The sequence below is a fragment of the Candidatus Kaiserbacteria bacterium genome (genome assembly GCA_016699245.1).
Taxonomy (GTDB): Bacteria; Patescibacteriota; Minisyncoccia; order Phycocordibacterales; family UBA918; genus Damh-18.
In genome coordinates this window covers 931,169-951,450 of sequence record CP064968.1, presented here as the reverse complement: position 1 = coordinate 951,450, position 20,282 = coordinate 931,169, and the positions used below count along the sequence as shown (strand labels likewise).

General features: G+C 44.8%; 21 protein-coding genes. 6 read left to right on the top strand and 15 right to left on the bottom strand.

The features are described from left to right. Nucleotides 1-774: 774 nt before the first annotated feature. On the bottom strand, nucleotides 775-1,398 hold the full coding sequence (locus IPH92_04870; GenBank protein ID QQR64858.1) for a hypothetical protein: 624 nt from the start codon (nucleotides 1,396-1,398) through the stop codon (nucleotides 775-777). 469 nt (nucleotides 1,399-1,867) lie between these two features. Between IPH92_04870 and IPH92_04865 the strand changes: the two genes are divergently transcribed. Next, nucleotides 1,868-2,173 (top strand): hypothetical protein, encoded by a 306-nt coding sequence (locus IPH92_04865; protein ID QQR64857.1) that lies wholly within the window; start codon nucleotides 1,868-1,870, stop codon nucleotides 2,171-2,173. A gap of 210 nt (nucleotides 2,174-2,383) precedes the next feature. Beyond that, nucleotides 2,384-2,554, top strand: coding sequence for a hypothetical protein (locus tag IPH92_04860; protein ID QQR64856.1), 171 nt, complete (start codon nucleotides 2,384-2,386; stop codon nucleotides 2,552-2,554). 102 nt (nucleotides 2,555-2,656) lie between these two features. On the opposite strand, the gene IPH92_04855 is transcribed toward IPH92_04860, so the two are convergent. The 14 genes from IPH92_04855 to IPH92_04790 form a co-directional block, all read right to left on the bottom strand. Continuing rightward, on the bottom strand, nucleotides 2,657-3,706 hold the full coding sequence (locus tag IPH92_04855; GenBank protein QQR64855.1) for a hypothetical protein: 1,050 nt from the start codon (nucleotides 3,704-3,706) through the stop codon (nucleotides 2,657-2,659). A gap of 386 nt (nucleotides 3,707-4,092) precedes the next feature. Continuing rightward, nucleotides 4,093-4,461, bottom strand: coding sequence for a 50S ribosomal protein L7/L12 (rplL, locus tag IPH92_04850; protein QQR65457.1), 369 nt, complete (start codon nucleotides 4,459-4,461; stop codon nucleotides 4,093-4,095). A gap of 115 nt (nucleotides 4,462-4,576) precedes the next feature. Then, complete coding sequence (locus IPH92_04845) at nucleotides 4,577-5,056, bottom strand: 50S ribosomal protein L10 (GenBank protein ID QQR64854.1); 480 nt, start codon at nucleotides 5,054-5,056, stop codon at nucleotides 4,577-4,579. A 233-nt stretch (nucleotides 5,057-5,289) separates the two neighbouring features. Then, entirely contained in the window at nucleotides 5,290-5,769 is a 480-nt protein-coding gene (locus tag IPH92_04840; protein ID QQR64853.1) for a DUF1360 domain-containing protein, read from the bottom strand. A gap of 133 nt (nucleotides 5,770-5,902) precedes the next feature. Continuing rightward, a complete protein-coding gene (locus IPH92_04835; GenBank protein QQR64852.1) occupies nucleotides 5,903-6,790 on the bottom strand; it encodes a hypothetical protein in 888 nt (295 codons plus the stop codon). Between the two features lie 201 nt (nucleotides 6,791-6,991). Beyond that, nucleotides 6,992-7,420, bottom strand: coding sequence for a hypothetical protein (locus IPH92_04830; protein ID QQR64851.1), 429 nt, complete (start codon nucleotides 7,418-7,420; stop codon nucleotides 6,992-6,994). Nucleotides 7,421-7,425: 5 nt separating this feature from the next. Further along, on the bottom strand, nucleotides 7,426-10,167 hold the full coding sequence (locus tag IPH92_04825) for a hypothetical protein (GenBank protein ID QQR64850.1): 2,742 nt from the start codon (nucleotides 10,165-10,167) through the stop codon (nucleotides 7,426-7,428). A gap of 201 nt (nucleotides 10,168-10,368) precedes the next feature. Next, nucleotides 10,369-10,581 (bottom strand): hypothetical protein, encoded by a 213-nt coding sequence (locus IPH92_04820; protein QQR64849.1) that lies wholly within the window; start codon nucleotides 10,579-10,581, stop codon nucleotides 10,369-10,371. A gap of 247 nt (nucleotides 10,582-10,828) precedes the next feature. Beyond that, nucleotides 10,829-11,239 carry a type II toxin-antitoxin system PemK/MazF family toxin gene (locus IPH92_04815; protein ID QQR64848.1) on the bottom strand — a complete coding sequence of 137 codons (411 nt, stop codon included), beginning with the start codon at nucleotides 11,237-11,239 and terminating at the stop codon, nucleotides 10,829-10,831. Between the two features lie 219 nt (nucleotides 11,240-11,458). After that, a complete protein-coding gene (locus IPH92_04810) occupies nucleotides 11,459-11,857 on the bottom strand; it encodes a hypothetical protein (protein ID QQR64847.1) in 399 nt (132 codons plus the stop codon). Nucleotides 11,858-11,962: 105 nt separating this feature from the next. Then, complete coding sequence (locus IPH92_04805) at nucleotides 11,963-12,235, bottom strand: hypothetical protein (protein QQR64846.1); 273 nt, start codon at nucleotides 12,233-12,235, stop codon at nucleotides 11,963-11,965. Between the two features lie 181 nt (nucleotides 12,236-12,416). Further along, nucleotides 12,417-12,896, bottom strand: a complete 480-nt coding sequence (locus IPH92_04800; protein ID QQR64845.1) for a hypothetical protein — start codon at nucleotides 12,894-12,896, stop codon at nucleotides 12,417-12,419. A 318-nt stretch (nucleotides 12,897-13,214) separates the two neighbouring features. Beyond that, nucleotides 13,215-15,197, bottom strand: coding sequence for a peptidoglycan-binding protein (locus tag IPH92_04795; protein ID QQR64844.1), 1,983 nt, complete (start codon nucleotides 15,195-15,197; stop codon nucleotides 13,215-13,217). Between the two features lie 823 nt (nucleotides 15,198-16,020). After that, nucleotides 16,021-16,692 carry a hypothetical protein gene (locus IPH92_04790; GenBank protein QQR64843.1) on the bottom strand — a complete coding sequence of 224 codons (672 nt, stop codon included), beginning with the start codon at nucleotides 16,690-16,692 and terminating at the stop codon, nucleotides 16,021-16,023. A 424-nt stretch (nucleotides 16,693-17,116) separates the two neighbouring features. Between IPH92_04790 and IPH92_04785 the strand changes: the two genes are divergently transcribed. From IPH92_04785 to IPH92_04770, 4 genes are all read left to right on the top strand, one after another. Beyond that, the gene (locus tag IPH92_04785) at nucleotides 17,117-17,422 is read left to right on the top strand and encodes a type II toxin-antitoxin system RelE/ParE family toxin (protein ID QQR64842.1); all 306 of its coding nucleotides are present in this window, start codon (nucleotides 17,117-17,119) and stop codon (nucleotides 17,420-17,422) included. A 29-nt stretch (nucleotides 17,423-17,451) separates the two neighbouring features. Then, on the top strand, nucleotides 17,452-17,727 hold the full coding sequence (locus tag IPH92_04780) for a helix-turn-helix transcriptional regulator (protein ID QQR64841.1): 276 nt from the start codon (nucleotides 17,452-17,454) through the stop codon (nucleotides 17,725-17,727). A gap of 367 nt (nucleotides 17,728-18,094) precedes the next feature. After that, on the top strand, nucleotides 18,095-19,309 hold the full coding sequence (locus tag IPH92_04775; protein QQR64840.1) for a DNA translocase FtsK 4TM domain-containing protein: 1,215 nt from the start codon (nucleotides 18,095-18,097) through the stop codon (nucleotides 19,307-19,309). Further along, nucleotides 19,230-20,279 carry a DNA translocase FtsK gene (locus IPH92_04770; GenBank protein ID QQR64839.1) on the top strand — a complete coding sequence of 350 codons (1,050 nt, stop codon included), beginning with the start codon at nucleotides 19,230-19,232 and terminating at the stop codon, nucleotides 20,277-20,279. Before IPH92_04775 ends, IPH92_04770 begins: the two co-directional genes overlap by 80 nt. The last annotated feature ends 3 nt before the right edge of the window (nucleotides 20,280-20,282 follow it).

The window sequence follows — 20,282 nt, the reverse complement described above, 5'->3', positions numbered from 1 at the left end:
CTTTCTTTCTTCCCTCTTCCTTCCTTCCTTCCTCCTCCTCCCTCCTTCTCCCCCCGTCTTCCTTTCTCCTCTTTCTTCCTTTCCCCCCCTTCTCCCCCCTCCTTCCCCGCCCCCCCCCCGCCCCCCCCCCCCCCTCTCGCCCCCCTCCCCCCCTCCCCCCGTCCCCCCCCCCCCCCCCCCCCCCCCCTGCGCCCCCCCCCCCCCCCCCCCCCCCCCCCCCCCCCCCCCCCCCCCCCCCCCCCCCCCCCCCCCCCCCCCCCCCCCCCCCCCCCCCCCCCCCCCCCCCCCCCCCCCCCCCCCCCCCCCCCCCCCCCCCCCCCCCCCCCCCCGCTCCCCTCCCCCTCCCCCGCCCCCCCCCCCTCCCCCCCCCCCCGCCCCCGGGCCCCCTCCCCCCGCTCCCCCCCCCTCCCCCTCCCCCCGCCCCCCCCCCCCCCCCCCCCCCCCCTCTTCCCCCCCCCCCCCCCCCCTCCCCCCCCCCCCCCCCCCCCCCCCCCCCCCTCCGTCCCCCCGCCCCGCCCCGTCCCCCCCCCCCCCCCCCCCCCCCCCCCCCCCCCCCCCCCCCCCCCCCCCCCCCCCCCCCGCCCTGCGCGGTGTGCCCTCGCTGCCCCCCCCCCCCCCCCCCCCCCCCCTCCCCCCCCCCCCCCCCCCCCCCCCCCCCCCCCCTCCTTCCCTCCCTTTCCTCCCCCCTCCCCTCTTTCTGTGGGGGGGGGCCCCCCCCGGCCCCCCCTTTTGGGGCCGTTCCGGTGCTTTTTTGTGTAGAGGGAGCACCCCTTTTTACGGCGCTGAGAGTTCGTTTCGAATGCCTATTTTATCGACAAGTACAATGTACGGATAATCAAATACATCACGCGTCAGTTTATCATTCATACCCACACGGTAGAGCAAATCAGCAGAGGCAAATGTGGCATAACGAATCTCAATACCAATTTCCGCTTCGAGTGCGCGTATTGCTACCTCTACTTTTGATTCATTCATCTTCTTCATCGCAATGAGGAGGTCGAGCCGTCTATCAAACTCACGTGTGAAGATACCCGTACATGCCACAAAATCGAGTGGCCCCACCTTGCGCAAATGCTTCATCACCGTCTCACCATTTATCGGTGCAGTTTCAAAAAGAAATGTTTGCAGAGACTGCAACTGTGGTGACTTGGTATTGAGCATGTACCCCTGCATACGCACCTTGATATCGCGTGTCGCGTGCTTCGCAAAAATAATCTTCTTCTTAATTATCTCAGCACGTTCAAGCGCATTGATCTCCGTACGCGCGGTGCGACGCACCAGTTTTGCACGACGACTAATATCATCAAGGCTAAATTCCTGCGATGGGTTAAAAAGAAAAAAACGAAGTAATTTGACACGTGCTTGATTCCCAAAAAGGATTGCGAGTGGGTCTGACATAATGGCCAAAATTATAGCATACCTCCCTCCCCCGCAACCCTAGACAGAGAAAGAGGCGGGTGTCGTGGGTGAACCAATCCCGCTATAATACCGTACAAGTCGAAGATGCGAACATCATGAACACAGCATAAGTCCAGAATACAGCAACTGCTATGCATATTAATAGAATTACTCGAGCGCGGAGCGGGTGGGAAAGCTTATACTTTCGTAGAAATAATCGGTACACCATGAAGAGAAATAGAGCGGGTGGTAGTAGTCCGATTAGCACAAATTCAGGAGTGGTACCACCACACGCAAATGTTACCGATGGTAATGCAAGAGCAAGAGCAAGAAGAAGGATATTTTTCATAAGAGAAGTATATCACGGCGTTTTTTCACTCTAGAACTCCCTAGGGGAACCCTAGGGAGTTTTTTTGATTCCATTGATTTTTGTGATATAAGTACAACAGTTATTTCTGGAGGTTTCTGTATGGTACCGTATTTTAAAGTATGTGTTTTACCAGACCACTATGGTTCTTTGGTTGTCTCAACCAACATTTTTGAAGGAGAGGCTCATCATCTTGAAATTTTGAATCAAGAAATTGATTCGCCGACACTGACACTGTTACACGGTGGTGATAACGAGGGCAATCCTCTCGCCGGCGCTTGTTGCGGTGGACGCATGAAGCATATCAGTGTCTCTACACATAAGAAGTTGCTCGTGTGTGAAAGATGTTACCATCCGTTCACAATTCCTGAATCCGCTCTCAAACTCATAGACCTGGTCTTTGAGTGAGAAAGCCGAAGCTTAGTCAAAGCCCTGCATCCGCGGGGCTTTTGTTTTGCTTAAAAATTGATCTCTCTAGAGATATAGAGGAAGTGGCGGTTGTCGTGACACCGTTTGCTTTTTTTATTTTATGTTGTATAGTATAAGTACAGTTTGCACTAATGGCCTCATAAAGGCTTTGTTCTATCACACCGCTCCCTCGTGAGCAGAAAGGTCATCATGAGTTACAACAAACGTATTTTGGTGGGGATAATCGTAGGCTCCTTAATTGGCTGGATCATCCTGCTCTTTCGCGGGCAATTGACGGTTACCAATATAGCTGTGATGGGAGGTATCACAACCACCATATCTCTTGCATTTTGGCTCCTCGGAAAATGGCAGAAAATGTAACTTCATCCCCATCAAAAAGCCCTGCATCCGCGGGGTTTTGTTTTTGGTCTTCAATAAAAAAGACGGGGTCACGAGGACCCCGTCATAAAGCCGTACAAAGGACTACCGATTGTCGAGCACGAGTGTTGATTTCATATCTCGCGCAATACCACCTGGTGTGGTTTCAAATACTTTTGACGGGTTGTATACCGCCATGTACCCAGCCGAGATACTCCTACTTACCGAGGACTTATGAATCCCCTGCCAACAGGCGAATTCATCTTCGGGAATAAGCATTACCTTATGCCTGGGGACGCCATTCCAAGTTTTCTTGTAGACCTCAAACTGCCAGGTCGCCACGCTTCCTTGTAAAGCCCTTGGAATCCTCTCCAAGACATCCTTCTGATGCACATTGCGCAATAGGTATGCAAACGCCACACCATTGTATGCATCATGAGCATAAAGATGAGTGCTACCCATTCCAGCAGAGCAAGTGTCACCCGTATACAGTGCAGCAACTGGTGACCCGTACTCACGTACATCAAACCATTCCTGCATACCACCAAATGGACCGAGTATGTCCTCCCCGATGGCTTCAAAAATATCACCATGGGAAGGACCACGAGACCTCCGCCTTTTTTCCCAATACTTCTTGAGACTCGGGAGCATTTGTGCAACGGCCCGTGACTCATCGGTCAGAACTGTATCCGTATCCTCGCCAAAAAGTCGGTCGAGTTGATACCAACTGCTTGGGTACCACTTCATGATTTGAAATGACTTTACTGGTTCAAACATGAGTAGCACCATCGGCTCCAACTCATCAAGTTCCTCATTTTCAAAAGGTAGTTGATACGGTCGCTCATAGCGGTCTGAGTAAAGCAGGGCATCCCACAATGCTTCAGCAGCAGTGGAACATCCATCTCGGTGCAGTACCGCGAGCGCGTTCCGGAGAACGCGCACGTCACCAACCAACTGGTCATAGCACTTCAGGTCTGCCGTAGGGGACACCGCCCTGTCTGGCTGAAGAAACTCGTACTGGCCAAAGCCATTGAGTTTCCCACCTCGATATTTGTTGAACAGCTTAAAATGGCCACGCACCCATGTCTCGAGCCGTTCCATCTGCTCAGCAATGGGGAGTTGCTTGATTTCAGGCACTTGTTTTGAATCCGTCATTGTGAATCCTCCACTCTCTGAAAGAACATCTCCTCGGAGATGAACAAAATAACCCTTTCGGGCTGTTCTCCTAGGAGAACAAACTATGCGAACAATACCTATCCATCACCAGTCTGTCAATGAAATTCACTCATTAATTTTTAACCACAAAAAAAAGCGGTCATGTGACCGCTTTTTTTTGTGGTTATTATTTGAGTGTTACCTTGCCACGAGTTTCTAACTACTTTTATTCACTTCGTTCTAAAAGATAGTAAGAACTCTCGGCCCCACCTCGCGCCTTCCTCGTCCCCCGGACGCGGCGCTGCGGTTCAAAAGTTACCTTGAAAGGTTTTACATAAAATAAAAGGCTCGGACGAAAGTCCGAGCCTTTTATTTTATAAGAAACCTTATTTCAAGGTAACTTTTGCTCCAGCCTCCTCAAGCTTTACCTTGAGTGCCTCAGCATCTTCCTTCTTGAGACCTTCCTTAACCACTGATGGTGCTGCGTCTACGAGATCCTTAGCCTCCTTGAGACCGAGACCAAGTACTTCCTTTACCACCTTGATAACAGCAATCTTCTGTGCGCCTGATTCAGTGAGCTCTACGGTGAAAGCGCTCTGCTCCTCTGCTGCCTCACCTCCTGCTGCTGGACCTGCTACTGCTACTGCAGCTGCTGATACGCCCCACTTCTCTTCAATAGTCTTTACGAGTTCGTTGAGTTCGAGAACAGTCATTTTTTCTACTGCCTCAATAATTTCTGCTTGTGTCATGCCAATTTTCTTATGAACGTAGTGAATGTAGAAAATCTTGGCCGTGGAAAAATTCTATTCCTAATGAATTTTTACCACGCACCAGTTCCAAACCCTACTTCTTATTAATTAATACTATCCCCTACTTCGTCTCCGCCACCTTACTCAATACCACCGCAAAACGCTGACGTGGTGAATTGATAAGTTGTGCAAACATACCACGGAGTACCTGGAGTGATGGAATCGATGCGATTTCAGTCATCTCTGCCTTGTTTTTGAATACGCCCTGGAAAACTCCTCCAACGATAGCAACTGCGTCCTTGTACTTCTTTGCGAAGTCCTTCACGTTTTGTGCAGGAGCGATTGCATCACTGCTGTATGCAACAGCGATTTCACCTTCGAGTTCAGGCATTTCGCCTTCGTAGCCCGTGAACACGCGCTTCATGAGTGTCTTCTTTGCTACAAAGTAGCCGACGCCTGCCTCCTTAAGTGCGCGACGCATTGCGGTAGTTTCCTTTACGGTAACTCCCTTGAAGCTCACGAATACGAGAGTTTCGGCTTCCTTTTTGATACCCTCAAGCTTTGCGAGGATATCCTGCTTCTTTGCTTTTGTGATTGCCACAATAATATGTGTGAAACCAATAATATGTACGAGACAAACAGGCAGTGCCTGTATAGACTGTGGTTTCGACCCCCGCTAAAAATAGAGTGGGACCTCGGCTGGCTGGATGTATATCCAATTACCTGCATGCGCAGACCGGCTGTCTTGAGCCTGTACGGGAGCAACTATACCAGAGTTTTACAAAATGAAAAGCGCCCCCGACCAAAGGTCGCGAGCGCTTTTCTCCCCCTTCTCTACCTCCCTTCTACATCGTACTTCGTCTGCTCTGCTTTCCATCCAATGAGATTTGCCAATATTTGGAGCACCGATGCCACACCCGAGAGCGCGAGGATGAGTACGGGGTAAAAGGCATACGGAGAAAGCATATAGAAAAACGAAACCATAAATACCGCCCACATACCCACACACCATGGGCAGGTAAGGAGATCGGCAAGGGTGCGACGTGGCCCGCTCTCGGGCTTTACCAGTACCACCTTCCCTTTGTATTCAGAGACGTCGTAAAACTGTTCACGGAGGAAGGCGAAAGCCTTGTCATACACGGTAGCGCGTACGATGCGAAATGCTGCGAGTGTCATGAGGACGTAGTCTCCGAGCACAAGTGATTCATACGTTTTAATCGCCTCATCTTGGAGGATAATGGTCGCCATTACAGCGAGACAAATAAAGAAGAGGAAAAAAACAAAATTCCAAAAATATTGATCAGTGATACGCATATTATTCTTGTGTAGAGCCCACGAGCAAAATCACCACGAGTGTCGAAGCAATAATGGCAAGGAACCCAAAAAGGAACCGATAAAATGTTTTGTTGAACATTGATACTAGTATACACTGCTATTTTGAGTCTTTCTATCTATCATTAATTAAACTTATGTATGAGTCTTTCCATGCCAAAACCATTGAGCGTTCATCCTGAGAAAGTAATGGGTCATTACTGATTGTATCAAAAGCAACTTCAAGATCAGAAATTGACAAGTAATCCTTGTTGCCGATTGATACATCAGTTGTGCCGTTACCATCAAAGTCAAAATTCCATTTATGAAGTGTAATGCTATCATCTGTACGTTCAATACGCACCGATCCAACAGTTCGAGATGAGACAGGAAAAGAAATTTGAGTAATTTCTTCATCAGAAACAGAGACGAATATGTTTGCTATTTGTATCTTCTTTCCAAAGAGAAACACTGTCGCCGATGTAGAGGCAGCATCAAAACGGAAGTATATATTCCCAGCAAATCTATCATATTCGAGTCTTGGTACTTGCTCATATACAAATCCGTACTCCTTGGGTAATGGTATTGTTCCTGTATATCTCCCACTATCGTCTGTTACATACATTTCAAGTATTTCTTCATCACCATTCCCTACTGTCAGTGAAGTGTTATGTGATGTCTGAATACCAGAGACCTGCTCTTCGTGTCCATTCACAAAAGTCAGTGGCACTATCCGAGGATTTTTAACAATTAAAAAATCATCCGAACTAATCAATAACTTCTGTTTAAGTGCTTCCTCAAAAGTGATTTCTCCATCAAGAATTCGGCGAGCATTACGCACACTCTCTGACACCTGAGTCTCGGTCGTTGAAATGGTTACGGCTTGATCAAAAGCAGTGACGACAGGTGTTTCCTGTACGAGTGTATTTTGTGTGTCAGGGTCAGGGTCAGGGTCAGTGTCAGTGTCAGTGTCAGTAATTATGATATTTTCTTGCGTATCATGCTGATAGTAACCATTATTCATTTCGTATGCAATTACAAACAAAAAAACACACCCAAAAAAAGTTATTATTAGGACTGCTTTACTTACTCGTGACATGAATTACTTATGATTTAATCTTATACGGTCACTCCTTACGCGATACCCACACACAATCTGAATAAAGGATTCAACACCAAAAAATAATAATCGTGATGGGAAGTAATAGGGACACTATTTACCTAACTACCTCGCTCTACTTACTCGATACCCACGGACAATTTGAATAACTGAACCAATGACAAAAATGCCGTACATAAGCATCTGTGCAGGGATATCAAACATATTATCTAAATTCATGAATCCACCTGGGTTATGGTGAAAACCAAGATTTATGATAGTTGAAATAATTAAAATGAGTGGAATGACAACGCGAGCAAATTTCCACCATTTAATTACTACCGAGTCTTTACAAAAGCAAACTAGTATTGATACAGGTAGAAAAATTATTGTGAAAATCCCTATCGTATCTTTAATAACGAGATATAAATAGAAACAATGGTCAGCATGTTCAAACGGTATACAAAATCTCGGACCATAATATCCTTTAAAATAACTAAAAAATAAAAAGCTAGTGAATAAGAAAATATTTGTAATAATTAGTGTGTTTTTCATATATTTTATTTTTTAACTAGACCTCCAATAATCGCAATAATGTTTTGTCCTTCTGTCTGAGTGAGGAGACGTAGTCGTGTGTAGAGAATGATCTGCTGCTTCAACAATTGTAGTGCCGTTATTTCTAGCTTTGAGTATGCATCTTTCGTGAGTGATTTCTCATGATATTGCTCTGCAATAATTGCAGTTGTGAGAAGTACTTTTTTGAGTGTTACTTTTAGTGGAAGTGCTTGGATTGCGCTTCTTAGTATGTCGTAAGTAACCGGCACAACTACCTCACCACTTGTATTATATATGATGTCCTTAGTTCCATTACCATCATAGTCAACCTCAAGCACTGCATCTGCTATAGAAGTAGTATTTTGTATTTCCATCTGTACTTTTGTATGTGCGCTTGAAGGAATGCCTGCATAGGTGTGTCGATCCTTCATTTCACCACTTCCCCACTCTTCTATTTCGAGAGTAAATGAACCTTCAGATTGGCCATTGAGGACAATGGTGTGATTCTCGTCACCCTCTCGTGGAAGTGAGATATATTGCACTTCGCCATATCGCCGGTACGTCGCTCCACGAATAGTATTGGTGGAACTACTGATAACCCCCTCTTGCGTAGCAACAGACATATCAAGTGGCGAGTGGAGATAAAAGATAAGACGGTCTCCTGCAGGAAGCGCTAAAGCAGTCTCACTGAGATATTCATATGTGTATGTGGCAGTAGTACTAGCTTCTATCGTAGCTTTAATAAAACGGATAACGTCGTCAACTTCAAATATATCTTTATGTACTCTATCAAAACCAAAATGGTCAGCGTTATACGCAAACAAATTAACCCACTGGCGCTCAATATTTTCTTTTTCACTCATTGCAAGCGCACTCGACACCACTACAGTAGCATCGCCATCGATTGTCATATTTACTCTATACCCAAGTTTCGGCGCATACTGTGTACACGCAAATAGTTTAAGAGGATTTCGTGAGACACACTCCTTGTCGGTGAAATAAGTAATTCCTGATGGTGTATCTATGCCTGTACCAGCAATTTGGTACACGTTCATAGTATCAGGTGGGGTCCATTCATTTAGCAATTGACCGATTGTACGTGCATATTGAAAATGAAAACCATCTACAACGGCTGGTGTAAGAAGGTCATCTTCACTGGGAACAACACGACCACTCTCTTTGCGAAGAAAATCATATAGTGAGTTTGCATCAGTACCTGCGGTGCCAAATGCATTCTTCCACCCCGTTGTTTTATCTCCATCTTCAAATGTGAGTACTGGTGTAGAAACGCCACTCACCTGTCCATTGAAATAATTTTGATTGGGTAAAAGGTGGTATGCAAACGGCATCATGCTCATCAATCGTCGTGTCGTCTCTTGAGAAAGAATAATTCCCCCTGGACCAATTTCTGTGCCATGGAGCATACCAATAAGTGCATCGGGGGTTCCAACTTGGGGAACTCCAACCAATATCAGATTATCAACTTTACCAGCCAATGGATCATTCTTATTTTGAAGTGCACTTAAGAATATTTTAGCGAGAAGACCTCCATTTGAATGAGCAACGATAGTTACTTTTCCTGTGGTTGAACTCGCAACAAGAGCAGTAAGAGTCTGATACAAATATCCGTCCTCGAGAGTCCCTGAGACATCATAATTGATTCTTCCCGTATCTGGGTCTAGGCGAGCTTTCAACAAATCATCAAGACGCAATCTCCAATCATATGGCACCGTTGCGTAATCGGTGATAATACCCTCCTCCTTCCATTCGTTAAGTTTTGTAAAGAAAGTTTTATATAAGTTAAGTGAATATGTTTCATCAACAATCGAATTATCTCCTGGTTTTGTATAAATATCATACTTACTTATACCAGCAATATTTGTCTCCATGCGCAATTGGTCACACTCATCGCCTGATACCCACCGCTCTCGTTCCTTAATAGACGAACCACATACATCACTCTCTTCATAGAGTCGTGACCCCATAATCCCCGGGAGGAAGAGAATGTTTGAAATTCCTGTGGGGGTGGGTAGAACTTCTACAAGAGTAAAGGTAATTGTAAATATGTAGGGTTCTTCCTGTGCGTATGCGGTGGGAATAAGATGTGAAAATATTCGCTGGATGAAGTTTTGTTGAACTATAAAAATGTCATAGTCTCGAATCACATAGGTATATGTTCCCGCACGTAGGACGGGTGTTTGTGGGACATACTGTTGATTAACATAATCCCAATACTTCCAAAATGCAGTTTGCTCATCTTCATTCATTGCATACACAAGATCTAGATCCAATGCTGCGGCAACATATACTTCTATATCAGTATCTTGCGAAAAAAATTCTTGTGCAAACTTTCGAAAATCTGATTCTACTGGTTTTGAAGGTTTTGTATTGATATATCGGTAATCCGCACCATCATGAAGAAAAAGAAATGAACTATGTGTAGTGAGTAATGAATCTCCTTCAATTTCATACTTTACCGCTCCACCTTCAGGTACTTCGACAGTACCATTATCAGAAACGAGGACATCATTGATTTTAAGTACGTAGGGAGAAATTGTATTGGTAGTAGCATCAAAAGGGTTATTACAATTTTCCATTGGTATTGGTGTGGAGACGATTGTATCAGTGTCAAACCAATTTCTTGGGCCAATAATACTCCCACACCCTTCTGCGTGTGAAAGCGTTGGCGTTAAAAAAAGCACACAGAAAGAAAGGAAAAATCCAATCTTTTGCATGCTCTGTGTCATACACGTATATGATACGACAAGAATATAATCTGTCAGTTACCTGTTGTGATTAACTCATAGTTACGTAGCAAAAGGACGACGTCGGATCTCGTCCAAATAAACAGGTCCTTCCTGTTTAAACAGGAAGGACCTGTTTATTAATTTGCTAGAGAAGAAAATTACCCGCCGTGGCGGGTAATTATCAAGAGCTTTTTAGATCAGTTACTCCATAGCCCTACCAAAGGCTTCTAAAGCCTTGATTTGTGCATTAAGGACCTTTCTTTCATCCTCACGCCCTGGCAAGTACGCATCTCCAGAATGTATATGGCCTTCCAGTTTGCGCAATATTTCAGAACGAATTCCACGATCGGCTGGAATCAAGAAATTTCCTGCGAACAAACCCCTTCCAAACACTTTTGACTTCTCTTTTGACATGGTCTACACCTCTCTCATTGACAAAACCTCCCTGAATCTACCCCATCTTTTATCAGGATGCAAATACCGAAGTAAAAGACAATGAATGCGTATGGCCGACTTACGATGTCGGCCATTCCGGAGGTGCCTGCCACCTATCTCTTCATGCAAAACCGCCGAGGGGTTGTGGTTTTTATTATCCCTGATACAATATATTCATTAAGGCCTTCGGGCTCCGAGAACCCCAGCGCAAGCTGGGGTTCGATTTTTATATCCTACCTGTTGCAATTAGTTTTGAGAGTTGTTTGGTTACTATTTCAAAATCTTTAGTAGATACTTTTCCGATCTTTCGAAGTAATCGTTGCGTGCTGAATACACGTATTTGCGAAATACATGCTGTACCATTTCCTTCTCCGTATTGGACGGGTGTGTAAAAAATACCCATCTTATTTTTTGAAGTGAGTGGGACTCCTAAAAATTGTTCTTTACCGAGTTTTCGTAGCACGAGTACTGGACGTTCGTATTGCTGATTCTTACCATCTATTTCAGTCCCAATATTTACACCAATGGCAGCCCACCATACTTCGCGTTCGTGAATATAAAAATTAATATGTGGTTTCAATGTATCGATTCGTTTCTTTTCAATATTCCACGCATCAAAATTTTTATCATGCATCATTGCAAATATTTTAACACGCACAAAACCACCAAGGCGGAGCCTTGGTGGTTTGGGTGAGAAATATTATGATACGTTTTTTTAGAGATTAAATATTCCGAAGGTGGCTGGCACCTATTCTTGATGACGGACATCCGATGTCCGTCATCAAGAATATAGTAAAAGGCCACCCTTCGCAGGTTCATCGTGCGTAAGCACGGTGTTTTCCCTTCCAAAAAAACATTATTTAGAAACCTTTGATGTTTTTGCCTGTTTGCTAAACACAAAAGATTCGAGCGAAACGAGTCGTGATTCAAGTTTATTGAATTCACTCCGACTCACTTTTTCATTCATACCCACCTTTATTTCTTCCACATCAATCATGAGACGGCCTATCATTTCTGTATGGGAATTAAGAATTCTTCCGTGATCATCGAGTTTGTCATTAATGCGAGTTATTTCTGTGGTGTGGGTATCGAGTTTATCATGCAAACTAGAAAATTGTTCACCAATTGCTGATAAGCGGTGCTGAAAATCTTCAGCAACTGCCCCAATATAACGCTTAATATCAGCATTATGCTGCTCCAACGTAATCACTTTTTCAGAAACTGCCTTTTTTGTTTTTGGAGGAGTACTTTTCATTCTCAAATTATATCACTCGAGAAATAATACACAAACTCTGCACGAGCACCGCACATCTAGTGGTTCCTATCGCCATTCCAAACCACCTGATGGTCGGTTTAAGCGTTACTTTTTTGCTTTATAACCACACCAGTGGTGACTGGCACCTATTCTTGATGACGGACATCCGATGTCCGTCACATACTCACCACTTTCAAGAGAATCTTCAATCTCTTGTTCTTCTGGTGTGAGATTGTCAAAGTCTGGGATAAACTTCGTATCTGTTTTTCCTGCAAACATTTTCAAAACTTCTTCTTCCGTATACACCCTTCCCTCAGCAATATCCTTCTCACCCTCTTCTATTGCATCAATCATCTTTTGTGAATATTTTGGTTCCATATATCTGTATATGACGATACTTTGGTACGTGACTTACAACACTTGAATGTGAATGATAATCTTGTTTTTTCAAAAAAAAGAGGTATTATAGAAATGTGCTTGTGGGGCGTCAGCCCTATTCGGCTAATACATAAGCCGAAGGCGAGCACTATAAAAAATACCACCCTCGGGTGGTATTTTTTTAATCTTCTTCTGGATCTCCTTTCATTGTCGACACAAACCGCGTATCTCTATACTTGTTTGTTACCCATGCTGGTACAATACTCCAAAAATGTATTTGTCCATTGTCTCCAATTTTTCTCACAATTACCTTAATCTTTCTATTATCAATAATTGCAATGATTCCCCAATATTGTATTCTCTTGGTTTTTGTGACTTTCGTCTTTTTAACTTTTACAACACACTCTTTCATTCTCTCTTCGTACTCTTGGTATGTTGTTGAAATTGCGATAAGTTTTGTTGCTCTTGTTAAAAGTTTGAATCGCATCTGTTGCGATTCCCTGTCTCGCTCCTTCCTGGAACCCTTATATAAAATATGATTGAAGCCTTCAGCGGTAAAATGAATATACTCATTCAATACTGGAGAGTGTATCGGTTTATGCGAAAGAAAATATGCATGTGCATCACTTCTGCTTTTTTCATACTGAGAGAGGTCGTTCATTACAAATATTCTAGCATACGCAAAACCGCCAAGGTGTTGCCTTGGCGGTTTGAAGGAGGAATATTACAACACACTTTTTGTGCCTGCGGAGGTGCCTGGCACCTATTCTATTCTTATCATGTTGGGTTTCGTAAACCCAACATGATAAGTTGTGGATTAGGTTTGTTGGGGGTACAGAAAAACCGGCGCTTGCGCGCCGGTTTTTCTGTAGGTACTTGCCTTTCGGTTTTCGCTAAGCCATTTCCCCTTTGGCTTTGTGCTTTTCTAGCTTTGACTTACGTCATCACACTGAACTTAATCAATTCTTTTTGAACAATATTATTGTGCAATAGTGATTGGGTCAGTTTCAATGTCTTGTGTTGATACATCCTGTGTTGTCACAGCTGTTGCAGCATCAGATGATGCATACTTAAGTGTGTCAAGACGAAGCTTGTATGAACCAGAAGCAACAGGATCATAATTTACCGTAAGGGTAAATTCTACTGATGACCCAGATCCAACCTTGAATGAGTTTGTCTTTGTGACTGTTGTTCCTCCAGCGGCTGAAACTCCTGCAATATGTGTACCAGTTGCTACGATAGCATTGGTATTTGTATTAACAATCGAGTATCCAACGCCGTCTACAAGGTCAGTTGTACTTGCGCTTGCACCAAATGGCAGGTACACAGAGTCACCGAATGACGTTACATCAAACTTGAGGGTGAAATCGGCAGCATTATCAGTGGTGATAGCGTCACTGTTTTCGTCAGCAGTTACGGTATCACTTGTTTGTTCAACTGCTAGACCTGAAGTTCGAAGTGTGTGTGTTGCACCAGTGACAGTAGAACCATCAACAACAACGTTTTCTCCACTATCATCTCCTTCAGCATCAATGTCTGCCGGAGCTACTGATGCGAAGATTGTAGAACCTTGATCAGCGTTTTCCATGTCATTGAAGTCTGCATAGAGGACAGCGGTGACTGTATCATCTGCGTCAATAGTGAAGTCACCATTGATATCGAAGTCAATTGTAGATGTTGACCCAGCACCAGAATAAGATTCTGCGCTGAATGATTCACCGCCAATTTCGAGACGGAAATCATTTACGAGTGTGTCCAGATTTGAACCAGGACCAGCTGCCGCAACCGTTACTACGACTGAGACAAGATTGTCAAGCTTAATAGCATTGTCACTATCATCAGCTGCGAGATCGAACGCGAAGATAGCCTCTTCGGTGTTGTCATTCTCACTGAGTTCAATAGTTGTTGCGTCTGGATTCTCATCTGAGTCTTCGAGATTGAGATCATCACCAGAACCTAATGTGTCGATTGAGAAATCGGCTGTAGGGCCTGTCCAATCATCTTCAAGATCACCAGTTCCTCCCTCAGTTGTTGTAACATCTTCTGCATCTACGAATCGGAGTGAACCTGCCTTGACTGTCCAGTCAGCATCAGATCCAGCACCATCAAGATTGTCTGTTACGTCTACTACAACAGTAATGGTGGTTTCCTCATCTTCCAACCCAACAATGTCGAGACCTGAGAAGCGGAGTGAACCATCATCTTCATCGAGGTAGTTATCCTTATCTGAAGCGTCGATAGTCTTAATAGTCTTTCCGTCTATAACAAGAGAGACATCACCGAATACCTTCCATGGATCTGCCTCTGTTGGTGTATTGTCACCTACGAGAGCAATATCAAGGCGAGTGATCATTGCATCACCATCACTAAATTCAACATTGATGTCTGCAACTTCTACCTCGGTTGAACCTTCCTCAACATTGTTTCGATCATCTCCATTGTTGATCTCAACAGTCTTGAGTGAAGCCTCGCCTGAGAGGTCGCTTGAAGTGTTGTCTCCATCTGTGTCATCAGTATCATCTGAATCATCAGTGTCAGGAGCTGCTGCCATAAGAGCTGCGTACTTAGCCTGTGATACAGGACCGAAGTAGCCAGCTGCTGGCATAACACCGTTTGCTGTTTGCCATGCGGCTACTGCTGCTGCGGTAACAGAACCGAAGTAACCTGTTGAACCACCTGCGTTAGTAAAGTACTTAGGTGTAAGGTAATCCTGAAGACACTTTACATCTGCTCCTTGTGATCCAACAGTGAGTGCACGTGTGAACGTACATCCTGCTGCTGGAGTTGCTGCTGGTGCAGTACTACCCTGGAGGGCAGAAATCTGCGCCATAAGCGCGTCGATTTGTGCTTGGAGCTCTTCTGCTGTTGCCGCCTTTGCAGGTGAAGCAAGCATAACGAGCATTGAAGCTGCAACAAAAGCTACGAAGAGCTTTGATACAACTGTATTTGCTGTAATGTTCATAAATAAAACTATTTATAAGTTTGTTTACTCTAATAATAAGAATTAATTCTTATTTGCGAACAACCCGTCGAAGGATTGCTCACGAATATCACTATTCCATGAATATGTTTTACAAAACGTGCTATGCGCACGCACCGTTGGGTCGACACCCACATAGACAATGGATTAGCTACAATATAAGACTGAGATACTTTCTTTTACTAAGCGTAAAGGGAGAAGGAAAATCGGGAGACTCATCGCACCCTTCCCCGTCATTCTTTTTTTTTTTTGGGGGGGAGGAGGGGCACCCCCGAAATTTTTTTCCCCCCGCCCCCCATTTTCTGCCCCCCCCCTTCTTGAAAAAGAAGGATAAGCGTATGCATCTGCATACTATTATGTAGTGAACATGTAGTTCAGATTTTCAAAGAACAATACCTGCCATCATAGTGTGAGCCCATTAATAAAATAGGCGCTCTATGCGCAATAGATATAGTATACAGAAAAAATCTGATACTACACCCCATTCTGCCTGTGGATACTGTGCATATCTATGCAATATATCTCCAAAAGAATGATTGGAAAAGTGTACGTTTCACTACTTATAAAGTCAATGAAACTGATGCTCCCCCACTGCGTATTATGACGATTGTATGCATCACATCTTACGGGACATGGTGCATACAGGGACAGTTTTCTGTACCCTGTCCTTTCTTCTTTGATACAAAAAATAAAGGACAGGGTACAGAAGAATTGTCGTATAAATATTTTGATTATCTCTCAAGAGTAAGAATGAATAAATGTCGTATAGACACTTTTCAAAGACACATACACACTTCAATTCACATTAAACTAATTTGTATTTGCTCCACCTTCTCTCTCCGTCACGAAGTATGAGATTGTCTTTTATCATTGTGATGAGTTCACGCTGAATTGTCTTTTCGCTGCAGTCCGTTATGTTCTCTGAGATGTCTTTAATAGTTGCTTCACCTTTGTCTTTTATAATGTCTAGGATACGCTCGCTTCGTGTACGTCCTATAGGCTGACTTGCCGGTGCGCCCTCGGGGCGGGCCTCTATACGCTTTGGCTCCCGCACCTTTCTCGCTTTCTCCAACCCATCTATACGAACCTCCTCAACCGCGAGGGGATTCCTGTCGGGGGATTCGATATACTTCCGGAGCGTACGCTTTACACTATCCAGTTCATTCAGAAAGACCTCTAAGTACCCTTCACGGAGGATGCGGGAAGCATGGGATATACGAAGTTTGCTCTCGAGGATAAGGAGCGCATGCTGTATCTCTCTCGCATGGACATCGGCATAGGATCGCGGCGAGCGGAGCGCGAGCAAAACGACATCAAGGAGTGTTTTTGCCGCTTCTTCGGTGTCGCTCACTATGGTGTCTTTTTGTCCTTCTTCGGTGTCTGCTCGTAGTATGAAAAAGACAGCACAGACAATCTTTTCTGTCTTTTTGTAAATATATTTATAAAACTCAGCATCCTCGATTATTCTATCCTGCATATCTGTCCGTGAGAGTGTCTCTTTACGCGCTATACTGTCGTATAGGTGTCTTTGATAATGGGGAACAAACTTAAAGACAGTATACGCCCTTTTGACCTTTATTGGAATGTGACTTTTATGGGGTTTTGTGTTGGAGTTTGTAGCAAAGAATGAACGCTCTTTGGCTGTCTGACTCTTTTTCGGCACGAACTTTCGATACGCACGCATAAGACCAGAAACTACTAATCCTTTGGATTAGTAGTTTCTGGTCTTTGCTCCGCTCGCCCAACGAGGGCTGCGCGAGGCGTCTCGAAAGTTGTACCTCAACGAGTCTTTGGGTGCCTCTTAGTGCAAGCGAAAGCCCCGCTTTCGCGGGGCAATCTCGGAGGCCGAAGCCAACAATACGTATATATTACAGGAGTACGGTGTGGGGTACAATAGTGGTATGCAAATCAATCTCCTCAATTCTGTTGAATTATTTATTGAGTCACTCTATGCAGAGGAAATAACTAAAGTAATGAAGGTTATCGATCTCCTTGAGGAGTTTGAAAACAACCTAGGGATGCCGCATAGTAAATATCTAGAAAATGGGCTTTTAGAGCTTCGCATTCGAGGTAAACGAGAAATTAGAATATTGTATTGTTTCCATAAAAATAGTGCTTTTTTGCTACATGCTTTTATCAAGAAAACTCAAAAGACGCCTGAAAAGGAACTTACCGCTGCAAGAGTCATTATGGATAACTTGCATTGATATAACTTATAAGTTATATTTAATTCACTATGACAACTACATATAAACAATTTAAAGCGCGAATGCTCAAAGACCCTGTTATTGCGGCTGAGTACAAAGCGCTTGAACCTGAATATGAGATAGTGAGAACTATCATTCGAGAACGCATTAGGCGTGGGTGGTCACAGACGCAACTTGCTGATGCTATTGGCAGTCGCCAACCTGTTATTTCGCGGCTTGAGCGGGGTGATGGAAACCCTTCCCTCCAGACACTTGGACGTATCGCAAAAGCACTCAATCTTTCTTTGAAGGTGTCGATGCGGTAAGTTTTATTTGGATATTTAAAGGCACCGCCTTAGTAATTTTGTAACTCTTTTCTCCTCAAGAAAAGACCTCCGTTTCAACTCTGAGGAGTTTCACCGAGATCTCTCCTTTTCCGAAAATTTATCGGGGTGCAGACTTCGGTATTTAAAACGGAGGGGCTTGGGTGGCCTAGAAATTAATGAGCGCAAGCGACTATAATTTCTGGTCTGCCGAATTTCTTTTCCAAAAAAGAAATTCGACCGTAGGGTTTTAAATAGCGAAGTCTGCGCCCCCTCCACGAGCTTTAATTACCCTGTTTTGGGGAAAAGTGGATTGGGTCAGTGTGATACTATATATGTATTATTTAAACGATCACAAAAATACCTAGGCATGGCAGCACCATCACGAAAACGAAAGACACGGGTAGTCACTCCCCCACCGCAGACGAGTTCATTTTTTGGTGACCTTTCACCACATACCAAGCAGGCTATTGGTGCGCTCTTTTGCTTTGTGCTTGCTATTATCTTTGCTATTGCGCCCTTTGGCATCGCGGGAGTGGCGGGGGACTACATATATAAAGGTCTCGACTCCACCTTTGGGTATGGCTTTGTCTTTGCGCCTATTATCTGTCTTCTCTTTATGTATGTTTTTCTCGTACCCCGAGACGACAATCATATTAGTCTCTCAAAAATCACCGGTATCATCATCACCTTCCTTGGGCTTCTCGGCCTCCTGCAACTTAGCCTGACCCACGGTGGGCTCATCGGGAAGGCAGTGCACTACCCACTCTACTCACTCTTTGGTGGGATTGTGACGGGAGTGGTACTTTTTGCGCTTTTCCTTGTGGGCGTTTTCCTCACCTTTGATACCAATATCATTCACATCTTTAAGCGTGAAGAAGAGGAAGATGAAGACCTCATGGATGTGAATCCTACCGTGGTGGGTGGCCCGACGCCACTCGCGCCGGGAGAAGTACCTCCATCTGAAGAAGAACATGCCGAGGGCGCAGAAGAGAAAAAACTCTCAATTACTGATCGTGTCTTTAAAAAACAAACCGCCGATTTTGCTGTCTCGAGTTTTAAGGGCACCTATGCTGCTCCCCCACTCTCGCTCCTCAATAAAGACAAGGGCCGTCCCGATGTGGGAGATGTGCGTGCTAATTCTATTACCATCAAACGCACACTCAAGAAATTTAATATTGATGTGGAGATGGACGCAGTGACCATCGGCTCCACGGTGACCCAATATGCTATTAAGCCTGCTGAGGGAGTGAAGCTCGAAAAGATTGTGAGCCTCCAAAACAACCTTGCCTACGCACTTGCGGCAGACTCTATCCGTGTAGAAGCACCTATTCCGGGGAAATCACTCGTGGGTATTGAAGTGCCTAATAAAATACGTCAAACCATTGGCCTCGCTACTCTCTTTAACTCACCTGAATACACCGACTCACCAAAACCTCTTCTCACTGTACTCGGAAAGAATATTGCAAACGTAGCACAGTTTGCTGATGTGGCACGCATGCCACATGGACTCATCGCCGGTACCACGGGTGCCGGGAAAGTCGGTGGCTATTCACAACATCATCATTTCCCTCCTCTTCCGTAATTCACCTGACCAGCTCCGCTTTATCATGGTGGACCCAAAACTGGTGGAACTCACTCTCTATAATGGTATTCCACATCTCCTCACTCCCGTGATTACCGACGCAAAGAAAGTGATTATTGCACTCAAATGGTGTATTAAGGAAATGGATAGACGCCTCGAGATACTCCGCGACAACAAAGTACAAAACATCAGTTCCTACCACGAAAAAGTCTATCGACCTGCAAAACAGAAGTTTGAAGAAAACGGCTCCCCTGAAGCAGACGAGGCCACACTCCCTGAGCCACTGCCATACATTGTGATTGTTATCGACGAACTCGCCGACCTCATGAGTGCGTATCCTAAGGAACTCGAAGCGTGTATCGTACGCCTCGCGCAAAAGAGTCGTGCTATTGGTATTCATCTTATCCTCGCGACCCAGCGTCCTGAGGTGAAGGTTATTACCGGTCTCATTAAGGCCAATATGCCAACGCGTATTGCGCTCAAGGTAAACTCAATGATTGACTCACGTACTATTCTCGACCAGCCCGGTGCGGAAAAGCTCCTCGGCAAAGGAGATATGCTCTTCCTTTCTACGGAAAGTCCTAAGCCTATTCGACTCCAATCTGCCTTTGTGACTGAAGAAGAAGTGAAAAAGGTGGTGAATTACCTCCGTGACCAGAATTCTGCACAGACACTCGAGACAATCAATCTTGATCCCCATGGGGACAAGAGTGACCCGAATGCAATTTTTGCCTCAAATGTGAATGATGATGAAGAAGAAGATGATGAACTCTATGAGGAGGCACGTATGATAGCGCTCGATGCAGGAAAGATTTCAACCTCGTTCCTCCAGCGCAAACTACGCATCGGCTATGGGCGAGCAGCGCGACTTGTAGACATCCTCGAGGAGCGCGGTATTGTGGGTCCCGCAGACGGCTCAAAGCCACGTCAAGTTATTGCTGAGCGCCCCTCCTCTGACAATCAAATTTAATTC